Source organism: Pseudoalteromonas sp. BSi20652 (genome assembly GCF_000239855.1).
Lineage (GTDB): Bacteria > Pseudomonadota > Gammaproteobacteria > Enterobacterales > Alteromonadaceae > Pseudoalteromonas.
Map to the genome: position 1 here is coordinate 1 of NZ_BADT01000210.1, position 19,139 is coordinate 19,139.

Below are 19,139 nucleotides of genomic sequence, written 5' to 3' on the forward strand. Positions count from 1 at the left end.
ATCGGTGTTATCACCGAGTAATAGTGCCATCATCTCGTTTTTTTAATGTATTAACAGCCCCGACTATTTTAGCTAATGGCGTAAGCTCATCAGCCATTGCATAGGCTTGCTCTTTAAATGGCATTGTAACGTTAGCACCAACACCACCTTGCTCAAAAAAAGACGATACTGTTTTTTCAAAGTTATCGATAGGTGCTAATATTGCGCGATAGTCGATTTGCTCTCCCAGTGATTCAGCAAATTGTTTATGTATCGCGGGGGATTTTGAATGTTTAATTGGATTTCCAAAAACCGCATATTTGTCCATTTTAAAGCAACCTCTTTGCAGCTATATACTGCCTATTAACGATGATAAGTAATATGATTAAACGACTTTTTTCTAAATCTAAGCCAGCTCCCAAGCAACAGGCTCCTACCCCTGAAAAAACACCGTATGAAATAATAGGTGGAGAGAAAGGGGCGCGTGCTATCTCCAATCGATTCTACGACATAATGGAGTCAGATGAATACGCTAAACCGTTATATGATATGCATCCTCTGCCATTAGATCGAATTCGCCAAGTATTTTTTGAATTTTTATCTGGTTGGTTAGGCGGGCCAAACCTATTTACTGAAAAACATGGCCAACCAATGCTACGTAAAAGACATATGCCTTTTACTATAGATAAAGCATTGCGCGATCAATGGATGTACTGCATGAATAAAACGCTGGATATAGAAATAGACAACCCGTTGTTACGTGAAGGCTTAAAGCAATCATTCTCTCAACTAGCAACGCACATGATCAATCAGCATTAAATTTGTATTTAGCCACAATGCAAAAAGGCGCTAATTAGCGCCTTTTGGATTACTGTGTAATTGTTATAATTGCCACTCTCTGGCTATCAACTCACTTGGTTGACTAGTTAACCACTCTTGTGGGCGTAAGTAATACTTATATAGGTTAGCTTCTGGACTACTTGGCTCTGGTTTATAGTTATATTCCCAGCGTGCAAGTGGTGGCATAGACATTAATATAGACTCTGTGCGACCGCCACTTTGTAGTCCAAATAAAGTGCCTCTATCCCATACTAGATTAAACTCTACATAACGTCCGCGACGATAAAGCTGAAAATCACGTTGTTGCTCTGTGTATTCGTCATTTTTGCGACGTTCAATAATAGGTAAATAGGCATCTAAAAAGCCATTACCCACCGATTGCATAAACGCAAAGCTCTGCTCAAACCCTAGTTCGTTCAAATCATCAAAAAATAGCCCACCCACGCCACGTGTTTCATCGCGGTGTTTAAGATAAAAATATTCATCGCACCAGGTTTTGTATTTTGGATAAACTTCGCTGCCAAATGGCGTACAAATGTCGTGAGCAACTTGATGCCAATGCTGTACGTCTTCTAATACTGGATAAAAAGGAGTGAGATCAAACCCACCACCAAACCACCATATTGGCTCTTCGCCTTCTTTTTCAGCTATAAAAAAACGCACATTGGCATGACTTGTTGGTACATGGGGGTTTTTAGGGTGAATAACTAACGACACACCACACGCATGAAAGCTGCGTCCTGCAAGCTCTGGTCTATGTGCTGTTGCAGAGCCTGGCATTGAAGCGCCAAATACATGAGAGTAATTAACTCCACCTTGCTCTATTACAGCGCCATTAGTGGTTACACGTGTGCGACCTCCGCCGCCTTCAGCTCGCTGCCAGTTATCTTCTATAAATTCAGCACTGCCATCTGCAGCCTCTAAACCTTTGCAAATAGTGTCTTGCAAAGCCATAAAGTATGCTTTTACTTGATTTAATAATTCGCTTTGCATATTAACCTCTAAATATTTTTCCAGTCATGGCGTCTTTTATTGTACTTGGTTGAGTATTACCACCTAACGGCTCGTCAACGTAAAAGCCAACTTGTTCTGCAAATTGCGCTTTAGCTTGATCAATACTAATTACTGTTTCTTGACCGGTTAAGTTTGCACTGGTTGATACTAGTGGCTTACCAAACTCTTGGCACAAACGTTTTACTGTTGGATGGTTTGTTACTCTTACTGCGATGGTATCAAACTGCCCTGTGAGCCATTTAGGCGTATTTTTAGATGCCGGCATAACCCATGTAATTGCCGCAGGCCAACTCGAAAAAATATCAGCGCGTTTATCCATTGGTATTTTTGCATCATCTACGTATTTTAATAATTGTCCGTAGTTATCAGCAATTAAAATAAGCCCCTTTTCAACTGGGCGTTGCTTAATAGCTAGTAGTGCCTCAACGGCTTGTTGATTATCTGGATCACAACCTAAACCATATACAGCTTCTGTTGGGTATAAAATAACTTCGCCTTGCGTTAAGCATGTTATTGCAGTGGGCGTATTTGAAAGGTCTGACAAAGTAGTCTCCAGATATAATTAAACGTTATTCAGTTGGGGTGAGCTTATGCATGCAGCTTTTTTGTGGGCATTGCAATAATGTGCCGTTTGCCATATTTCTTTCTATGACGATGGGCCAGTTACATTCAGGACACGGGTGTTCAACCGGTTTATTATTAAGCGTGTATTTACAACTTGGGTAGCAATCACAAGAATAAAATACTTTACCAAACTTATTACTGCGCGCGACTAAATGACCCTTTTTGCATTTAGGGCAACTTGGCAAAGTGTCTTCGCTTTGTTTTTCTTCATTTTCGTTAGCAATGTAATGACACTCTGGATAACCCGTACACCCAATAAACATACCGTAGCGGCCATTTTTAACCACCAGCGGTTTGCTACACTCAGGACATGCAGAATCTTCTAATATTTTGATTTCGTTACTGTCGTGATGTGCCAAAGGCCTAATAAAATCGCACTTGGGATAACTTGCGCATCCTAAAAAAGGGCCTGATTTACTATTGCGGATCACTAACTCTGAACCACACTGTGGGCATATCTCGTATTCTTTTTCGAGGGCGTGCTTGCTCGCCGAGAAAAGCGAATGGTCGATTTTACTCATGGTGATCCTAATAGGTTGGTGAATTTTCGCCTAATATACCCAAACCACTTAAAGATACAAGCAATGCCGTGCTTATCCGTTTAAGTAATTTGAGTACAATTAAGATAATTATCTCTAATGAAGAAGTTCGCTGGGTTCATCAAAAATCAAATCTTCCATTTGCTCATATGCCTCTTCAGAGCCAGGAACATTAAACAAAATCATAAGTACAATCCACTTTAAATCTTCTAGGCTTATTGTTGGTTTATCGAGTGAGGCTAAACAGTCCATTACCATTTCACGTGTTACATCGTTAATTACGCCTATTTGCTCAATAAACATTAAAAAGCCACGACACTCAGCGCTGAGCCTTTGGCATTCACTATCGGTAAATATACGAACTGCATATTTAGGATTAGCAATAAGATAAGGAGACTCATCGCTGTGTTGTAAATCGGCGAGTTGCTCTAGCCAATCGAGTGCTTTAAATATCTCAGGCTTATTAAAGCCCGCACGCAGTAGCTCATCGGTTAACTCATTTTGCTCTGCAAATATATCCGCTTCGCTATGAATGTAATTTTCAAATAGATACAAAAGAATATCAAACATATTACCTTCCTGCGCTTAACTTAATATAACCATCTAGCACGCGCTCAATCTGATCGTCTAATTCTAAATCGAGTAACCGAGCTAATACTTTATCTATTGGGTATTGAACACGACGTACAATGTCGTCTACGCTGGTTACTTCAAAGCCAATACTATTTAAAACTTCGCATTCAGAGTTGACCTGTATGGGCGTATCCTTTACATCAACATCATTTTGATAAGAAAAACTAACCTCATCAAGAATATCGGTTACATTTTCCACTAACTTAGCCCCTTGTTTAATTAAAAAGTGACTTGCCTGCGCCAATGGGTTTTTAATAGAACCCGGTACTGCAAATACCTCTTTATTTTGTTCAAGCGCATAGCGTACTGTAATTAACGAACCACTTTTAATTTCAGCCTCAACAATAAGTACACCCAACGATAATCCCGAAATAATACGATTTCGACGCGGGAAATTATGCGCATGAGCAGCTGTGCCTGGTAAAAACTCACTCACCAGCAGGCCACTTTCTAACACTTGGTCTGTTAATAGTTTATGGCGTTTAGGATAGTAAATATCAACCCCAGTACCTAGCACAGCAATGGTTTTCCCCGTACCAGCAAGAGAGCCTTTATGTGCAGCACCATCAATACCTCTTGCCATGCCTGAGGTAACAGTTATTCCTGCTAAAGTTAACTCGTATGCAAACTCTGAGGCTATTTCAAGCCCAGTAGGTGTGGCATTACGACTCCCTACAATTGCAATTTGTGGAGTAGATAATAACGAGACATCTCCCCTACAAAATAGTAATAAAGGGGCACTGGCAATCTGCCGCAGATCTTCTGGATAAAGCGCATCAAAAATACACACTACAGTAATATTGTTTTGTACGATTAATTGCTCATAATGACTTACTTCCTGCCAATTAGTATTGAGCAGATTAGTTGCCTGATTAGCAGTTAAACCTAGCTGTAGTAGCTGGTCATGAGGTAAGCCAAACAATGACTCAAGGGAATGATTTTTAGATAGTGCTAAAAGGGTTTTTATACCCAACCCTTTACACATATAAAAGGCAAGCCAGTGGGCTAGCTTGCCAGATGACTGATCCATGCTCTCTCCTAGAGCACCGACTCGCTACTTCTTAATGAATAACTGCAATATCTCCAATGCGAATTGGGTGCTGGTTTTTAGTTATTAATGCATAACTTACTTTGTCATACACTTTAAATACAATTAGCTCGCCAACTTTTTCTTTAGGCATAGTCCACGTTGTGCTTTCTTCGTCAGACTCATCACTAAATAATTGGCTCACATCAGATAAAAACTTCTCATATTTACTAGAATCTTCTGGGTAACGAGGGCCGCGAGGACCATCAATAACTGTTGGCGATTGGCGTTCTAGATCTAATACATGTCCCGCCTCTATTTTTTGTTCTCGCCCTAAGTTTAGCACTACAACATCCATTGTGCTGAATTCTCTAACTTCGCGTGGTGAAGCAATAATATTACCTGTTACAGGCTCTAAAGGACGGTGTATATCAAAGTACGCAGGTAGCATTTGGCCTTCCATTGCCGGCATTAAAAAATCACCTTGCTGAATCTCCCGTTTAACAGACTCAACACGTAATGACGAAGGCACACCATTTTGCTCATCGCCCGCTCTAAACGCACGTGCTATACCCACATAAGATGCACGCGTTGCTAACACTTCACCGGTTAAATCTGTGTAAGGGTCACCCTTGTGGTAAATGGCATATGCTTTATGTACTTGTAAGTCGCCTTTAGCATATAAAATATGGCCTAATGTTTGTGTTTTGGTATTTTCGTTAGCACCTAAAATATAAGGTTTGCCTTTAATATCGTCACTGTTCATTGCTTGCTCATAACTGATATAAGGTTTAATCATTTCAAGTGGCAAAGTAGTAATTGCATTATTACCTTTTGGTGTAATACGCCCCTGAGGTGATAGTTTTCTATAAGCTTTATTAATCACCAAACGCGGGTTTCCATCAGCATCATATATGAGCGCTAATGCATCCCCTGGGTAAATAAGGTGCGGGTTATCAATTTGAGGATTCATTTGCCAAAGTTCAGGCCATAGCCAAGGTTCATCTAAATAGATGCCAGAAATATCCCAAAGCGTATCGCCTTTTTTTACAACATACTGTTTTGGTGCATCTTTTTTATTTTAAGTACATCAGCTATTGCGGGAAACGCAGCGCTTAATGTAAGCATAATTGCAAGTAATGGAGATTTCATTGAGCTTCCTTGTATTGTTTTTTCATTATTATTGCCCAAAACCTATTAAAGGTGAACGCGAATGGCTAAAATAAGAGCATACAATACCCTAAATTAAGCACAAGTGAAAAAGGTAACTATGGCTAGGTTAGAAGTTTTAAGATTTCCAGATGAACGTTTACGTACTATAGCAAAAGATGTTGCACAAGTTGACGACACAGTACGCCAAATTGTAAAAGACATGCTAGAGACAATGTACGATGAAAATGGCATTGGACTTGCGGCCACGCAGGTAGATATTCATCAACGAATTGTTGTGATTGATGTATCAGAAGAGCGCGATGAGCCACTGGTATTAATTAATCCACAAATCATTAAAAAAGACGGCTCTACCGTTAGCGAAGAAGGCTGTTTATCAGTACCTAACTCGTATGCAAAAGTAGACCGCGCAGAAACAGTAACAGTCGCTGCACTTAACGAAAACGGTGAAGAGTTTGTACTAGATGCAGATGAATTACTGGCTATTTGTATTCAACACGAACTAGATCACCTTCAAGGTAAGCTATTCATTGATTACTTATCTCCATTAAAGCGCCAACGTATTCGTAAAAAGCTTGAAAAAGAAGCTAAGTTTGCAGATTAGTAATAAGTACCTTAGGAAAACTCAGTGACTCAACCATTACGCATTATATTTGCCGGTACGCCGGACTTTGCAGCACGTCATTTACAAGCGCTGATACAAAGCGAACACCAAATAGTGGGTGTATATAGCCAGCCAGACCGCCCTGCTGGTCGTGGTAAAAAATTAAAAGCCAGTGAAGTGAAAGCGCTAGCGCTTGAGCACAACTTACCGGTTTTTCAGCCACAGTCATTAAAAAATGATGAAGCACTAGCAGAGCTAACAAGCTTAAATGCCGACATTATGATTGTTGTAGCGTATGGCTTAATTTTACCTAAAGCTATATTAGAAGCCCCACGTTTAGGTTGTTTAAATGTGCATGGTTCTATATTACCGCGCTGGCGCGGTGCTGCACCTATTCAACGCGCAATTTGGGCAGGTGATGAACAAACCGGCGTAACAATAATGCAAATGGATGAAGGGCTAGATACCGGCGATATGCTACATATAAGCCGCTGCCCTATTAGCACGACAGAAACTAGCGCTAGTTTATATACAAAGCTTGCTGAGCTAGGACCAGACGCGTTAATTGAAACCATTAATAAATTAGCGAATGGTGAAATCACGCCTGAACCTCAAAATGATGAACTTGCTAACTACGCTAAAAAGCTTTCTAAAGAAGAAGCTAATATCGACTGGTCAATGAGTGCGCTGCAAATCGAGCGAAACATTCGCTCTTTTAACCCATGGCCAGTGTGCTTTACCCAAATGGGTGGGCAAACAGTAAAGATTTATCAAGCGCAGGTTGTGCTGCAATTAGGTGATCCTGGGCAAATTTTATCAAGCGACAAAAATGGCGTAGTAGTGGCGTGTGGCGAACACGCTTTATGTATTACGCAATTACAGCCGCAAGGTAAAAAACCAATGGCAATAAACGACTTTTTAAATGGTCGTAGTGACTGGGTTACCCCTGGCACAATATTAGGCGAAAACAATGAGTAATGTTCCAAACGTACGAGCGCTGGCCGCTGAAACTTTATATAACGTAGTTGATAAAGGCGCATCGCTTAATCAAGAACTTCCATTTGCAAGCCAAGGCCTGCCGCCTAAAGATAAAGCGTTGCTACAGCAAATTTGCTATGGGGTTTTACGCTACTTACCTAGCCTTGAAAATTATTGCCAACATTTAGTGGAAGATCCATTAAAAGGTAAGCGCAGAATATTTCAATTTTTACTCTATGTGGGTATTTATCAGCTACAACATATGCGTGTACCGCCACATGCAGCTATTTCAGAAACAGTAAACGCACTGGCCCAACTACGCGCTTTAGGCTTAAAAGGGCTAATTAACGCTATATTACGCAGTTTTCAGCGCCAACAAGTTGAGCTTGAAGAAAAAGCAAAGCTAATTCCAGTGTGTTTATACAACCATCCAAATTGGTTTATTAAGCAAGTAAAAGAAGCCTATCCTGATAGCTGGGAAGGGATACTTGCAGAAAACCAGCAGCAAGCCCCGATGTGGCTGCGTGTAAATCAATCGCAATACAGCACGCAAGAATACAGTGATATGCTAGCTGCTAACGATATTGAACACACCGTTAATCCTGATTTTATAGACGGTATAAAGCTTACTAAGCCACGTGATGTATTTTCGTTGCCTGAGTTTGATACAGGTGCTTGTTCTGTACAAGATGCCGCAGCACAACTTGCAGCACGCTTTTTAGAACCAAAAGATGGCGATACCATTTTAGATGCCTGTGCAGCACCTGGCGGAAAAACATGTCACATATTAGAGCTTGCTGATGCTGACGTGCTCGCACTTGATAGCGACTCCACTCGCCTTGAACGCGTTAAACAAAACTTAACGCGTATAGGCTTAGGTGCTGATTTACAATGCGGTGATGCTTCACAACCGCATACTTGGTGGGACGAAAAGTTATTCGATCGTATTTTGCTTGATGTACCTTGTTCAGCAACTGGCGTAATTCGTCGTCACCCAGATATAAAATGGCTTCGACGTGCATCAGACATTGTTGACTTAGCAACCTTACAAAACGATATACTTGATAGCATTTGGCCATTATTAAAACCAGGTGGTACATTGGTATACGCAACATGTTCGGTTCTTCCACAAGAAAACCAACAACAAGTTGCTAAATTTTTAGCTAATAACGATGACGTAGAGCATATTCCACTTCATGATAAAGACACGATTACAACACCGGGATTACAATTATTACCGGGTGAAAGTGACGGGTTTTATTACGCTAAATTAGTTAAAAAAGTCTAATAGCTGCACACTAAATAGTTAGCCATTTATTAAATGGCTATTTTTTAATTAACACGGGTAAATAATGAAAATAATCATACTCGGTGCCGGGCAAGTTGGCGCTACGCTTGCTGAAAACTTAGTGGGCGAACAAAACGAAATTACTGTTGTTGATATTGACGGTAATCGATTACGTGAACTTCAAGATAAGTATGACTTACAAGGAGTAATGGGCCACAGCGCGCATCCTGATGTATTACGCCGCGCTGGTGCTGAAGATGCCGATATGATTATAGCGGTAACAAGCTCTGATGAAGTGAACATGATTGCATGCCAAGTAGCGTACAGTATTTTTAATACTCCCACTAAAATTGCCCGCATTCGCTCGGAGCAATATTTAAAGTACCGCGAAAAGCTTTTTCAAAACGATGATTTACCTATCGATCATTATATTGCACCCGAAGCACTGGTCACTAAATATATTCGCCGCTTAATTGACTACCCAGGCGCATTGCAAGTACTACAGTTTGCCGATGGTATGCTCTCCTTAGTGGCTGTAAAAGCTTATTATGGCGGTTTACTTGTAGGTTATGCGCTATCTGCACTTAAAGAGCACATTCCTAATGTAGAGACCCGAGTTGCCGCTATTTATCGTCAAGGTAAAGCAATAAAACCTCTTGGCACCACCGTTATTGAAGCCGATGACGAAGTCTTTTTTATTGCTGCAACCAAACATATTCGCGCGGTCATGAACGAGCTGCAAAAGCTTGAGCGCTCGTACAAAAAAATTATGATTGCTGGTGGCGGTAACATTGGGGCAGGACTGGCTCGATCTCTTGAAAAAAACCACACAGTTAAATTAATTGAACGCAGTAAAGAGCGTGCTGAGCAACTCTCAGAAATGCTCGATAACACGGTCGTTTTTTGTGGTGACGCATCAGATCAAGAACTACTTTCAGAAGAGCATATTGAACAAGTTGACGTATTTATTGCTGTAACAAACGACGATGAAGCTAATATTATGTCAGCCATGCTTGCAAAGCGCATGGGCGCACAAAAAACAATGGTGCTTATTCAGCGCGGTGCCTATGTTGATTTAGTGCAAGGTGGCGAAATCGATATTGCCATATCACCACAGCAAGCGACTATTTCAGCATTACTCACACACGTACGCCGTGGAGATATTGTTAATGTGTATTCACTGCGTAAAGGCGCAGCAGAAGCCATTGAAGCCGTCGCTCATGGTGATGAAAGTACATCAAAAGTTGTTGGTCGTGCGATTGCCGATATAAAACTTCCTGCTGGAACAACTATTGGGGCAATAGTACGTAATGACGATGTACTGATAGCCCACGACAATACAATTATTATGTCGGGCGACCACGTTATTATGTTTTTAATCGATAAAAAACACATCACTGTTGTAGAAAAGCTATTCCAAGTAAGTGCTATATTCCTTTAACTAGTTACTCTAATTAGTTTATTTAACACGCAAAAGCCGCTGACTCAAGCGGCTTTTGTGAAGTATATTCGCGTTTTAAATTCTGTACTTTTGAACACTATTCTGAAGAAATATCATCGTTTCAGTTCAGTACGACCCAACTAATACAACTTAAACACCAACACTTAAAGAATCACTATATTTCAATGCATCGGCATAAAAATAGGTATAATTACAAAGTATTTTTATCACTGAAAAGCAAGACGCTTTAAAGCTATAAAACTAAACGCTTGGACTTATTTGAAAAGATACAATTTTGAAGTGTAATTATTAAAAGGGTTATTTTTTAAATAGTTAAGTAAAAATCACTTATTCAATAATAGATTCGAGTACCGAAGGATCTATAAAATGTTCTTTCATAAAAACTTTCATTTCATCTTCTGTCGCTAATAACTTAATACCACAACGTACACCAGAGGAGTGGTCTTTAACGCTGCACACCTCTCCTTTAAAGTTTTTATCACTGCTATTGAGCATCACAGTACATTGCATATCTTTTATATTTTCGAGTTCTTTGTCGCTTTTAACGTCAAACATAACACCCGTAAATGAAATATCTTTAATTACTCCATTAAGTATTCGCTCGTCACTTAATTTTAGTTTTGCAGGTAATAAAGTGGGTATGCGTGTTTGCGAACGCAAAGCAAATAGCTGTACTTGTTTAGGAAAGTTTATAAAAATAAGCCGTGCAGGATGAGAAGAAACAGACATAATTTGCTGACGAAATGCTATAACTTGCCCGCCTTCGCCTTCTATAAGTGCCCTCACAACAACCGTTACACCATCTCGTAAATAGTCAACAACTGCAGGTAGGCGCTTTGTATTGGGATAATTTAGAATAATAAACTTATTCTCAAGCAGGCCTATAAACTCCGTTTTAATACGCTTACTGTCCGTTGGGGTTAATATTTCTAAATCGACTATACCTCCGGCTATTAACTGATGCAGTTTTGCTAGGTTTGATGCTGGCATATCCCTTTCCCAATACAAAGTTTTATGATTAAAGAATCACTTACCCGCGCCAAAATGTGGGGGTAAATAATACTAATAAAGTAAATATTTCTAGGCGACCAAACACCATTGCAATTGTAAGTAACCATTTAGCGCCATCGGTTATAGCACCATAATGCGACGCTACATCACCCAAACCGGGGCCTAAATTATTTAAACAAGCGGCAGTGGCCGAAAACGCAGTTATGTTATCCATACCGGTGCCCATAAGCGCAAGCATGATAATAATGAACACAAGCGCATACGCAGAGAAAAACCCCCACACGGCTTCTACTACTTTATCTGGCAATGCCTTTCGACCCAGCTTGATTGAATATATAGCACGAGGATGCACTAAACGATTGAGCTCACGCACGCCCTGCAAGTAAAGTAAAAACACGCGCACTACTTTCATGCCACCACCAGTAGAGCCTGCACAGCCACCAATAAAACTCGAAAATATAAGTAAAATAGGTAAAAACAAAGGCCATGTTGAAAAGTTATCCGTAGCAAAGCCGGCTGTTGTACTCATCGAAACAGCTTGAAATAACGCCTGATCGAGGGTTTCATCGCCATTAGCAAATATTTCGTTAGAGGAAAGTACGGTAAAACAAATAACCACCAGCGCTAATTGAATACACAAAAACACCTTAAATTCTGGGTCACGTATATACACCTGTATATTACGACTAGCCACAGCGGCGTAATGCAAAGAAAAGTTAACCGCAGCAATTATTAAAAAGAAAACACAAATAAAGTTAATTACAGGACTATCAAAATGCCCTATAGATGCATCGTAAGTAGAGAAACCACCAATAGCGACCGTTGAGAATGCATGACAAATTGCATCAAACCAATTCATTCCCGCAGTCCAATAGGCAAGCGTACATGCAACTGTTAACGATACATAAATATACCAAAGGTGCTTTGCGGTATCGGCAATTCGCGGGGTCATTTTTGAATCTTTTACCGGTCCTGGTATTTCTGCACGATATAACTGCATGCCACCAACACCTAGCATTGGGAGTATAGCAACAGCGAGTACGATTATCCCCATACCGCCAAACCACTGGAGTTGCTGGCGATAAAACAATACCGACTTGGGTAAATACTCAATACCGGTAAGTACTGTAGCGCCGGTGGTTGTTAAGCCAGAGAATGCTTCAAATACCGCATCAGCGAGCGATAAATTAGGTTCTTGTAAAAATATAAGCGGCAAGGACGCAAACGCCCCAAGTACCAGCCAAAACAAAACAACAATTAAAAAGCCTTCACGTGCTTTTAAATCACCGTTTTCATGGCGGTTTGGGTAATAAGCCATCATGCCAATAACAACACTAAAGATAAATGCTAAAACAAAAGGAACACCACCACCGTCTTTATATATTAAAGACACCAGTGCCGGAGGCACCATGGTAATACTAAACAGCGCAACAAGTTGGCCAAGAATTTTTATGATGGTACGAAATTGCATTTAGCTTGTCGCTTTTATTATTAGTAAATTCAGGCTGAGTAGTATCAACCAAATTAAATCGGGTCAGTATGCATTATATGCAATTTGTGTAGGTTATTACTCTTTAATAGTTAACTCAACTGCGCCGTGACTTAAATCAAAAATATCTTTGATTGCTTGCTGAGCTTCGCGGCTATCTATTGTAATCACCCATTCAATATTAGCAGTAAATTGCTTATCAATATTAAGCACTTGATACTTTGTTTTTAATAACTGCTCAATCGCACCTTGCATGCTGTACTCACTACTCCCTGTAATTTCAACACTGGGAACTTTAAGTACCGTTTGCAATTTTACTAGTGCATTATTTAATGAGCCACCATAAGCACGTACTAACCCGCCCGTGCCTAATTTTATGCCGCCAAAGTAACGTGTAACAACAGCTGTGATTTCGCCAAGGCCTGAACCCACCAGCACATTTAACATAGGTTTTCCTGCAGTGCCATTTGGTTCACCATCGTCCGAAAAACCATAAACATGGCTGCCACCGGGGTTGCCTGCCACATGTGCCCAGCAGTTATGACGCGCATCGCTATACTTTTCTTCAATGCTTTTAATAAATGCTTTAGCTGAATTTAAATCGGGGGTATGTGCAATGTGAACTATAAACGTACTTTTTTTAATTTCTTCTTGATGAAAAACGTCAGTAGCGGGATATTTATATTCAGACATATTTTAAACTTGTAAAAAGGGGGCCAAAAGGCCCCTTTAAATAATGTACGTATTTTAACGTGTATAAACTAATTAGTGTTAACTAGAATTAATCGAGCGCTAAATCTCGTGTCATATTCTCTAAGCTATCTTCGTGAACAATAATGTTGTCTTCAATACGAATACCGCCAAATGGTTTAAATGACTCAATCTTTTCCCAATTAATAAACTGCTTATTATCGGTTTGCGCTAAATCACCAAGCAGTGAATCAATAAAGTATAAACCTGGCTCAATAGTAAACACTTGGTTTTTTTCGATCAGGCGGGTACAACGCAAGAACGGATGCCCTTCAGGCGATGGTTGATGTGTGCCCTTTTCGTCGCTCATAAACCCCCCCATATCATGCACTTGTAGACCTAGGTGATGCCCTAGTCCATGCGGAAAGAAGGTAGAGGTAATTTTACGCTCAACAATTTCCTCAGCAGGAAGGTTAACAATTTTAAAGTCACTAAGTATTTGTGCGATACGATTATGGCATTCAACATGTAAATCACCATAAAGCATACCCGGCTTTAAACCTTTACCTAGTTCGATTTGTTGAACTGTCATCGCTTGTACAAGCTCAGCAAACTCACCCTGCTTTTTAAAATCATACGTACGAGTAATATCAGCAGCGTAACCATTAAAGTTTGCACCGGCATCAATTAAAAATGAGTTGTGAGTGTGTGGCGCTTTTGGATCAAAGTGGGTGTAATGCAAAATAGCGCAGTTTTCGTTAAGCGCAACAATGTTGCCGTACGGCATTTCATTTTCGCTTTGACGTGTAGCCATTAAGTACGCTTGTTGAATATCGAACTCACTGCCGCCATTAAAAAATGTATCGCGCGCAGCTTTATGCCCATCTACTGCAATGCGGTTAGCGTTGCGTAAACATTCAAGTTCGTACTGCGTTTTATAAGCGCGGTGGTAATGAAAATAGTTAAGTACAGGCTCAGGGTTCATAATACTAAAACCAAGTGCTTGTGCTACTTCAATGTATTCACCCATGTAAGCGTATTTAGCTTTATCGTATGGTAACAACTTTTCAACTTGATCAGGTTGTAGCAATAGCTCTATATCAAAGTACTCAGCCCAAAAGTCGCGAGGCTCGTCTGGCACTTTATGCCAAAAATCTACCGGGCGATAAAATATGAGTTTTGGTTTGTCGCTGCCATTTACCACAATCCAGCAATGAGGATTGTCAATAACCGGTAACCACGCTTTAAACTGTGGATTAACTTTAAATGGATAATACATATCATCTAAAAACTGGCGCTTAGCTTGGCCTGAATGAATGACTAATCCTTCTAACCCTTCGCTATTACAAATTGTACGAGTACGCTGTTGCAGTGTTGCAATATGTTCGGCGTATAAAACGGCTAATTTATCCATTGTTAATCCATCTGTTAAATTTAACTTGCTCTGAGTCTACCACTTAAACACTAAGCGCTCAAAAAAGGGGGATATTTAACATGTAAACATCCCCCTTATTAATACCTATACCAATCGTGTTAAGTTATTGGTCGTATATTCAACCGCCCATTTTCATTTCCAGTAGCGGCGCTAATACATTTCCATCTCGGCCCATTCTTGTATGGTAAACCTGTCTGTACGCAAATACATTTTTTACGTAATCACGGGTTTCGCGATACGGAATAAGCTCTACCCATAACTCAGCCGGAATAGCGTCATCAGGTAACCAACGCTTTATACGGTGATAACCCGCATTATAAGAAGCAGTAGCCAGCACCTCATTACCGTGGTTTTCTTTTTCAAGTACTGTAAGTAACTAGTACCTAACCTAATATTTGTTTTAGGTTGATATAAACGATTGCTTGTCACACTGCTTTTATTTACATAATCAGCGGTACTAGGTAATAACTGCATTAAACCACGCGCATTAGCATGCGAGCGTGCATCAGGTGCAAAAGAGCTTTCACGCCTTGCAATAGCAATACTCCATGCCACATCTATTTTGCTACGTTTACTGTAGCGCTCAAATACATCCTGAAAAGCAAATGGAAAACGCTGATCTACGTTATCCCATGCTTTAATTTTTGCTAGAGTAAAAATAGTACTGTCGTGCCACCCTAAGTCGGTAGATAACTGCGATGCTGCCAGCTTTTCCTCATCGCTAGACGTATCCGTTAAATAATTCCACTCACGGCGTGCCGACGTAAAGCGTTCAATATCATAAAGTGCTTTTGCACGCTTAAAGCCAGGTGCATTACTTACTTTATCTACAAGTACCTTATCGACTGCTAAAGGCTGATTATTTAAATCAACGGGCAAGCCCAAACGCGCTGCTGCTAAAAAGCCGTAATAATCACGGTTAGCAGCTACTTTTTCCCAGATGTCGTTTGCTTTTTTTTGCTCGCCACGCTGTGCATAGCTATAAGCTAACCAATATTGCTGACCAAGGCTTAAATTTTCTTTACCTGTAAAAAATGCAGCAATCCCTTCCCAATCTTGGGTTTTGAGCATATTGCCCAGTTGCCACTGAATAAGCTTGCTGTCTAATCGCTCTTTAGGCACTTTATTTAGCCAAAAGCTCGCTTGTTTGTGCCCGCTAGAGGCAAGTGACAACGCAAAAGTGTAATACACATCCGCTTTTTCTTCGTCACTGTACTTAAATATTTTTTCTAGTTTTTCCCATGCTTTTAAAGCAAGCTCTTTGTCGCGCCAAACCAAACGCTTAACACCATAAATTGCTATTTGGCCTTCTTTAGCCGACTTATTTTTATATCGATATAACCCAGCAGCTGCGCTTGGATCTTTTCGTACTTTTAAATATAAATCAGCTAAGTAACGCTCCTTACTTGGCAATAAAGTTTTTAAGTAAGGCAATAAACTTTGCTTCCCGCCTTCTGCTGCAAGTGTTACACGCTTCCAAACCGTTTCGTCTTTCATGTAGCCTTTTTTACGCCACGTAGAAAATAAACTATCACAACCATTAGGTTGCGATTTACCTACAGCCCATAAGTCGGTCACCTGATTTAGAATCGCCTTTTCAGGCGCACCTAAATCAAGCTGAAAATCTAAATAAGTACAGGTAAGCCCCGTGTTAGACGTTTCACGGTAGTTGCGTATATACGCCGCTTTTTCGTTGTTCTCTTTTAAATACTCTAACCACGCTTTGCGAACAGGCCACTCAAGCGGTGTATGCTGATATATATTTAAATAGTCTTCTATCTCTGCCTGATGCTTAATACTCGGGTGACGTTGCCAGTACATTTTTTCAACATACGGTTTTAACGGATGATTTAGGTTGCTAACCGCTTGTTTAAAGTCTTGATAGCTTCCGTGCCTTACTTTTTTTCGGCATCTAAAAAGGCATCGTTATCGATACTTGCCTCGGCAGAATGAAGAGGGAAAATGAATGCAGCTGCCGCAACACTTAATAAATATTTTTTCATAATGTCCTTTAATAAAAATTAAAGTAGTGAATAAAAACTTTTCAACCACCTTAGCACCAAACCAGCTATATTTTAACCAGTCGATTGTAACCGAGTTAAATTTTTCGTTGCATTTTTAATTTAAAGCAAGCACACTGATTGAAATGCAAACTCATCGTACCAGTCTTAGTTCGTCAACTAGGGAGAATAATAATGTTATATAAAAGCGATTCCTTTGAAGTTAGCTTCCTGAAGGAAAACATCGCCGAGTTTAAGTTTTGTGTTGCAGGCTCTGTAAACACATTATCTCAAAAAACTCTTTCAGATTGCGCAGCAGCATTAAAAGAATTAGCTGCCAATACTGATATCAAAGGCATGATTTTTACCAGTGATAAAGAGCACTTTATTATTGGTGCCGATATCTTCGAATTTTTACCTACATTTACTAAACCTGAAGAAGAATTAGTAGTGTGGATCAAAAACGCAACCGACGTTTTTGATGCAATCGAAGATTTACCATTCCCAACTCTAAGCGCTATAAACGGTATGGCACTTGGCGGTGGTTGTGAGTGGGCACTTGCTACCGATTATCGTGTGGCAAGCGAAACAGCTAAAATGGGCCTACCAGAAGTTAAACTTGGCATAATGCCAGGGTTTGGTGGCACAGTGCGCTTACCACGTATCATTGGCGCCGATAACGCGATGATGTGGATTACCTCAGGCGCAGAAAACCGCGCTGCAGATGCCCTTAAAGTAGGTGCGTTTGACGCGGTAGTTAGTGCTGACAAACTTTTAGAGTCAAGTGTATCAACACTTGAACTAGCAATTGCAGGCAAGCTAGATTGGCAAGCAAAACGCAACGTAAAACTACAGCCACTTAAATTAAACCGTGTTGAGCAAGGCATGAGCTTTGCTATGGCAGAAGGTATGGTAATGGGTAAAACCAAAGGCCACTATCCTGCACCGGTTATGGCTGTACGTACTATTAAAGCAGCGGCAAACTGTACTCGCGATGAAGCAATGGCAATCGAAAACGCTAACTTTGCTAAATTAGCACGTACACCAGAAGCAGCTGCACAAACAGGTATATTTCTAGCTGACCAATACATTAAAGGTAAAGCACGTAAATTTGCTAAGCACAGCGATGTAGAAATTAAACAAGCCGCTGTGTTAGGTGCTGGTATTATGGGTGGCGGTATTGCATACCAGTCTGCTTATAAAGGCACACCTATTATAATGAAAGACATCCAACAAGATGCGCTTGATTTAGGTATGGGTGAAGCGTCTAAGTTACTAGGTGCAAAAGTTAAGCGTGGCCACATGCCAATGGAAAAAATGTTGGCAACACTTAGCAAAATTAAGCCAACACTTAACGCGTCAGACCTACAAAATGCCAACATTATTGTTGAAGCCGTTGTAGAAAACCCTAAAGTTAAGCAAGCAGTACTCGCTGATCTTGAAAAGACCATGCCAGAAGGCACGGTACTTACTTCAAACACATCAACTATTTGTATTGATTTACTAGCACAAGCGCTAGATAAGCCAGAAAACTTCTGTGGTATGCACTTTTTCAACCCTGTGCCAAAAATGCCATTAGTAGAAATTATCCGTGGCGCAAAAACCTCAGATAAAACTATTAATGCAGTAGTTGATTACGCGCTTAAATTAGGTAAATCGCCAATTGTTGTTAACGATTGTCCAGGCTTTTTTGTAAACCGTGTTTTATTCCCTTACTTTGCAGGTTTTAGCAAATTAGTGGTTGAAGGCGCTAACTTTGCAAAAGTAGATAAAGTAATGGAAAACGTATTTGGCTGGCCTATGGGTCCAGCTTACCTACTTGATGTTGTAGGTATTGATACAGCGTTCCATTGTACTGGCGTAATGGCTGACGGTTTCCCTGAGCGTATGGCGCGTGCTGATAAAGACCCAGTGACTATTTTTGCCAACGAAAAACGTTTTGGTCAAAAGAACAAAGCCGGTTTTTACAAATACGAAACAGATCGTCGCGGTCGTCTTAAAAAGTCTCATGACGAGACAGCAGTTGAGCTACTAAGCCCAATTACAGACGCACCAAAAGAATTTGATAAACAAGAAATCATCGACCGTTGTATGATTCCAATGATTAACGAAGTGCTACTGTGTTTGCAAGAAGGCATTGTTGCCTCTGCGCAAGAAGCAGATATGGCATTAGTTTACGGTGTTGGTTTCCCTCCATTTAGAGGCGGCGCGTTCCGTTACTTAGATCAAACTGGTTTAGCTAACTTTGTTGCAGCAGCAGACAAATACGCTCACCTAGGTGCGATTTACCAAGTATCTGAGCAAACTCGCAAGTGGGCCGAAGAAGGTCGTGTTTTCTATAAGGTGGAAGGTTAAT

At 40.4% G+C, this 19,139-nt stretch carries 15 protein-coding genes and 3 pseudogenes; 6 read left to right on the forward strand and 12 right to left on the reverse strand.

Features of this window, described 5'->3' with window-relative positions:
* Positions 1–307 (reverse strand): annotated as a pseudogene (locus P20652_RS02365) (shikimate dehydrogenase); the annotation flags it as partial.
* A gap of 53 nt (positions 308–360) precedes the next feature.
* Between P20652_RS02365 and P20652_RS02360 the strand changes: the two are divergent.
* The gene (locus tag P20652_RS02360; protein ID WP_008171972.1) at positions 361–798 is read left to right on the forward strand and encodes a group II truncated hemoglobin; all 438 of its coding nucleotides are present in this window, start codon (positions 361–363) and stop codon (positions 796–798) included.
* 63 nt (positions 799–861) lie between these two features.
* On the opposite strand, the gene hemF is transcribed toward P20652_RS02360, so the two are convergent.
* From hemF to P20652_RS02330, 6 genes and pseudogenes are all read right to left on the reverse strand, one after another.
* Positions 862–1,812: an oxygen-dependent coproporphyrinogen oxidase gene (hemF, locus tag P20652_RS02355; protein WP_008171973.1), complete on the reverse strand. Its 951-nt coding sequence runs from the start codon at positions 1,810–1,812 to the stop codon at positions 862–864.
* A 1-nt stretch (position 1,813) separates the two neighbouring features.
* Positions 1,814–2,377, reverse strand: coding sequence for an L-threonylcarbamoyladenylate synthase (locus P20652_RS02350; protein WP_008171974.1), 564 nt, complete (start codon positions 2,375–2,377; stop codon positions 1,814–1,816).
* Positions 2,378–2,402: 25 nt separating this feature from the next.
* Positions 2,403–2,978: a type I DNA topoisomerase gene (locus tag P20652_RS02345; RefSeq protein WP_008171975.1), complete on the reverse strand. Its 576-nt coding sequence runs from the start codon at positions 2,976–2,978 to the stop codon at positions 2,403–2,405.
* Between the two features lie 114 nt (positions 2,979–3,092).
* Complete coding sequence (locus P20652_RS02340) at positions 3,093–3,566, reverse strand: DUF494 family protein (protein ID WP_008171976.1); 474 nt, start codon at positions 3,564–3,566, stop codon at positions 3,093–3,095.
* Between the two features lies 1 nt (position 3,567).
* Positions 3,568–4,659: a DNA-processing protein DprA gene (gene dprA, locus P20652_RS02335; RefSeq protein WP_008171977.1), complete on the reverse strand. Its 1,092-nt coding sequence runs from the start codon at positions 4,657–4,659 to the stop codon at positions 3,568–3,570.
* A 31-nt stretch (positions 4,660–4,690) separates the two neighbouring features.
* Positions 4,691–5,808: pseudogene (locus P20652_RS02330) on the reverse strand (LysM peptidoglycan-binding domain-containing protein).
* A 118-nt stretch (positions 5,809–5,926) separates the two neighbouring features.
* Here P20652_RS02330 and def point away from each other — a divergent pair.
* From def to trkA, 4 genes are all read left to right on the forward strand, one after another.
* On the forward strand, positions 5,927–6,430 hold the full coding sequence (gene def / locus P20652_RS02325; RefSeq protein ID WP_007584168.1) for a peptide deformylase: 504 nt from the start codon (positions 5,927–5,929) through the stop codon (positions 6,428–6,430).
* A gap of 24 nt (positions 6,431–6,454) precedes the next feature.
* Positions 6,455–7,408 (forward strand): methionyl-tRNA formyltransferase, encoded by a 954-nt coding sequence (gene fmt, locus P20652_RS02320; protein WP_008171980.1) that lies wholly within the window; start codon positions 6,455–6,457, stop codon positions 7,406–7,408.
* Positions 7,401–8,696, forward strand: a complete 1,296-nt coding sequence (rsmB, locus tag P20652_RS02315; protein ID WP_008171981.1) for a 16S rRNA (cytosine(967)-C(5))-methyltransferase RsmB — start codon at positions 7,401–7,403, stop codon at positions 8,694–8,696. Before fmt ends, rsmB begins: the two co-directional genes overlap by 8 nt.
* A 64-nt stretch (positions 8,697–8,760) precedes the next feature.
* Entirely contained in the window at positions 8,761–10,137 is a 1,377-nt protein-coding gene (gene trkA / locus P20652_RS02310; RefSeq protein ID WP_008171982.1) for a Trk system potassium transporter TrkA, read from the forward strand.
* Positions 10,138–10,485: 348 nt separating this feature from the next.
* Here trkA and P20652_RS02305 read toward each other — a convergent pair whose 3' ends face one another.
* From P20652_RS02305 to P20652_RS19090, 5 genes and pseudogenes are all read right to left on the reverse strand, one after another.
* Complete coding sequence (locus tag P20652_RS02305) at positions 10,486–11,148, reverse strand: flagellar brake protein (protein ID WP_008171983.1); 663 nt, start codon at positions 11,146–11,148, stop codon at positions 10,486–10,488.
* Positions 11,149–11,188: 40 nt separating this feature from the next.
* On the reverse strand, positions 11,189–12,640 hold the full coding sequence (locus tag P20652_RS02300; protein WP_033018029.1) for a TrkH family potassium uptake protein: 1,452 nt from the start codon (positions 12,638–12,640) through the stop codon (positions 11,189–11,191).
* Between the two features lie 96 nt (positions 12,641–12,736).
* Positions 12,737–13,351: a YigZ family protein gene (locus tag P20652_RS02295; RefSeq protein WP_008171987.1), complete on the reverse strand. Its 615-nt coding sequence runs from the start codon at positions 13,349–13,351 to the stop codon at positions 12,737–12,739.
* An 88-nt stretch (positions 13,352–13,439) separates the two neighbouring features.
* On the reverse strand, positions 13,440–14,762 hold the full coding sequence (gene pepQ, locus P20652_RS02290) for a Xaa-Pro dipeptidase (protein WP_008171989.1): 1,323 nt from the start codon (positions 14,760–14,762) through the stop codon (positions 13,440–13,442).
* A gap of 139 nt (positions 14,763–14,901) precedes the next feature.
* A pseudogene (locus tag P20652_RS19090) lies at positions 14,902–16,786 on the reverse strand (transglycosylase SLT domain-containing protein).
* Positions 16,787–16,978: 192 nt separating this feature from the next.
* Here P20652_RS19090 and fadB point away from each other — a divergent pair.
* The gene (fadB, locus tag P20652_RS02285) at positions 16,979–19,138 is read left to right on the forward strand and encodes a fatty acid oxidation complex subunit alpha FadB (protein ID WP_008171995.1); all 2,160 of its coding nucleotides are present in this window, start codon (positions 16,979–16,981) and stop codon (positions 19,136–19,138) included.
* Position 19,139: the final 1 nt, after the last annotated feature.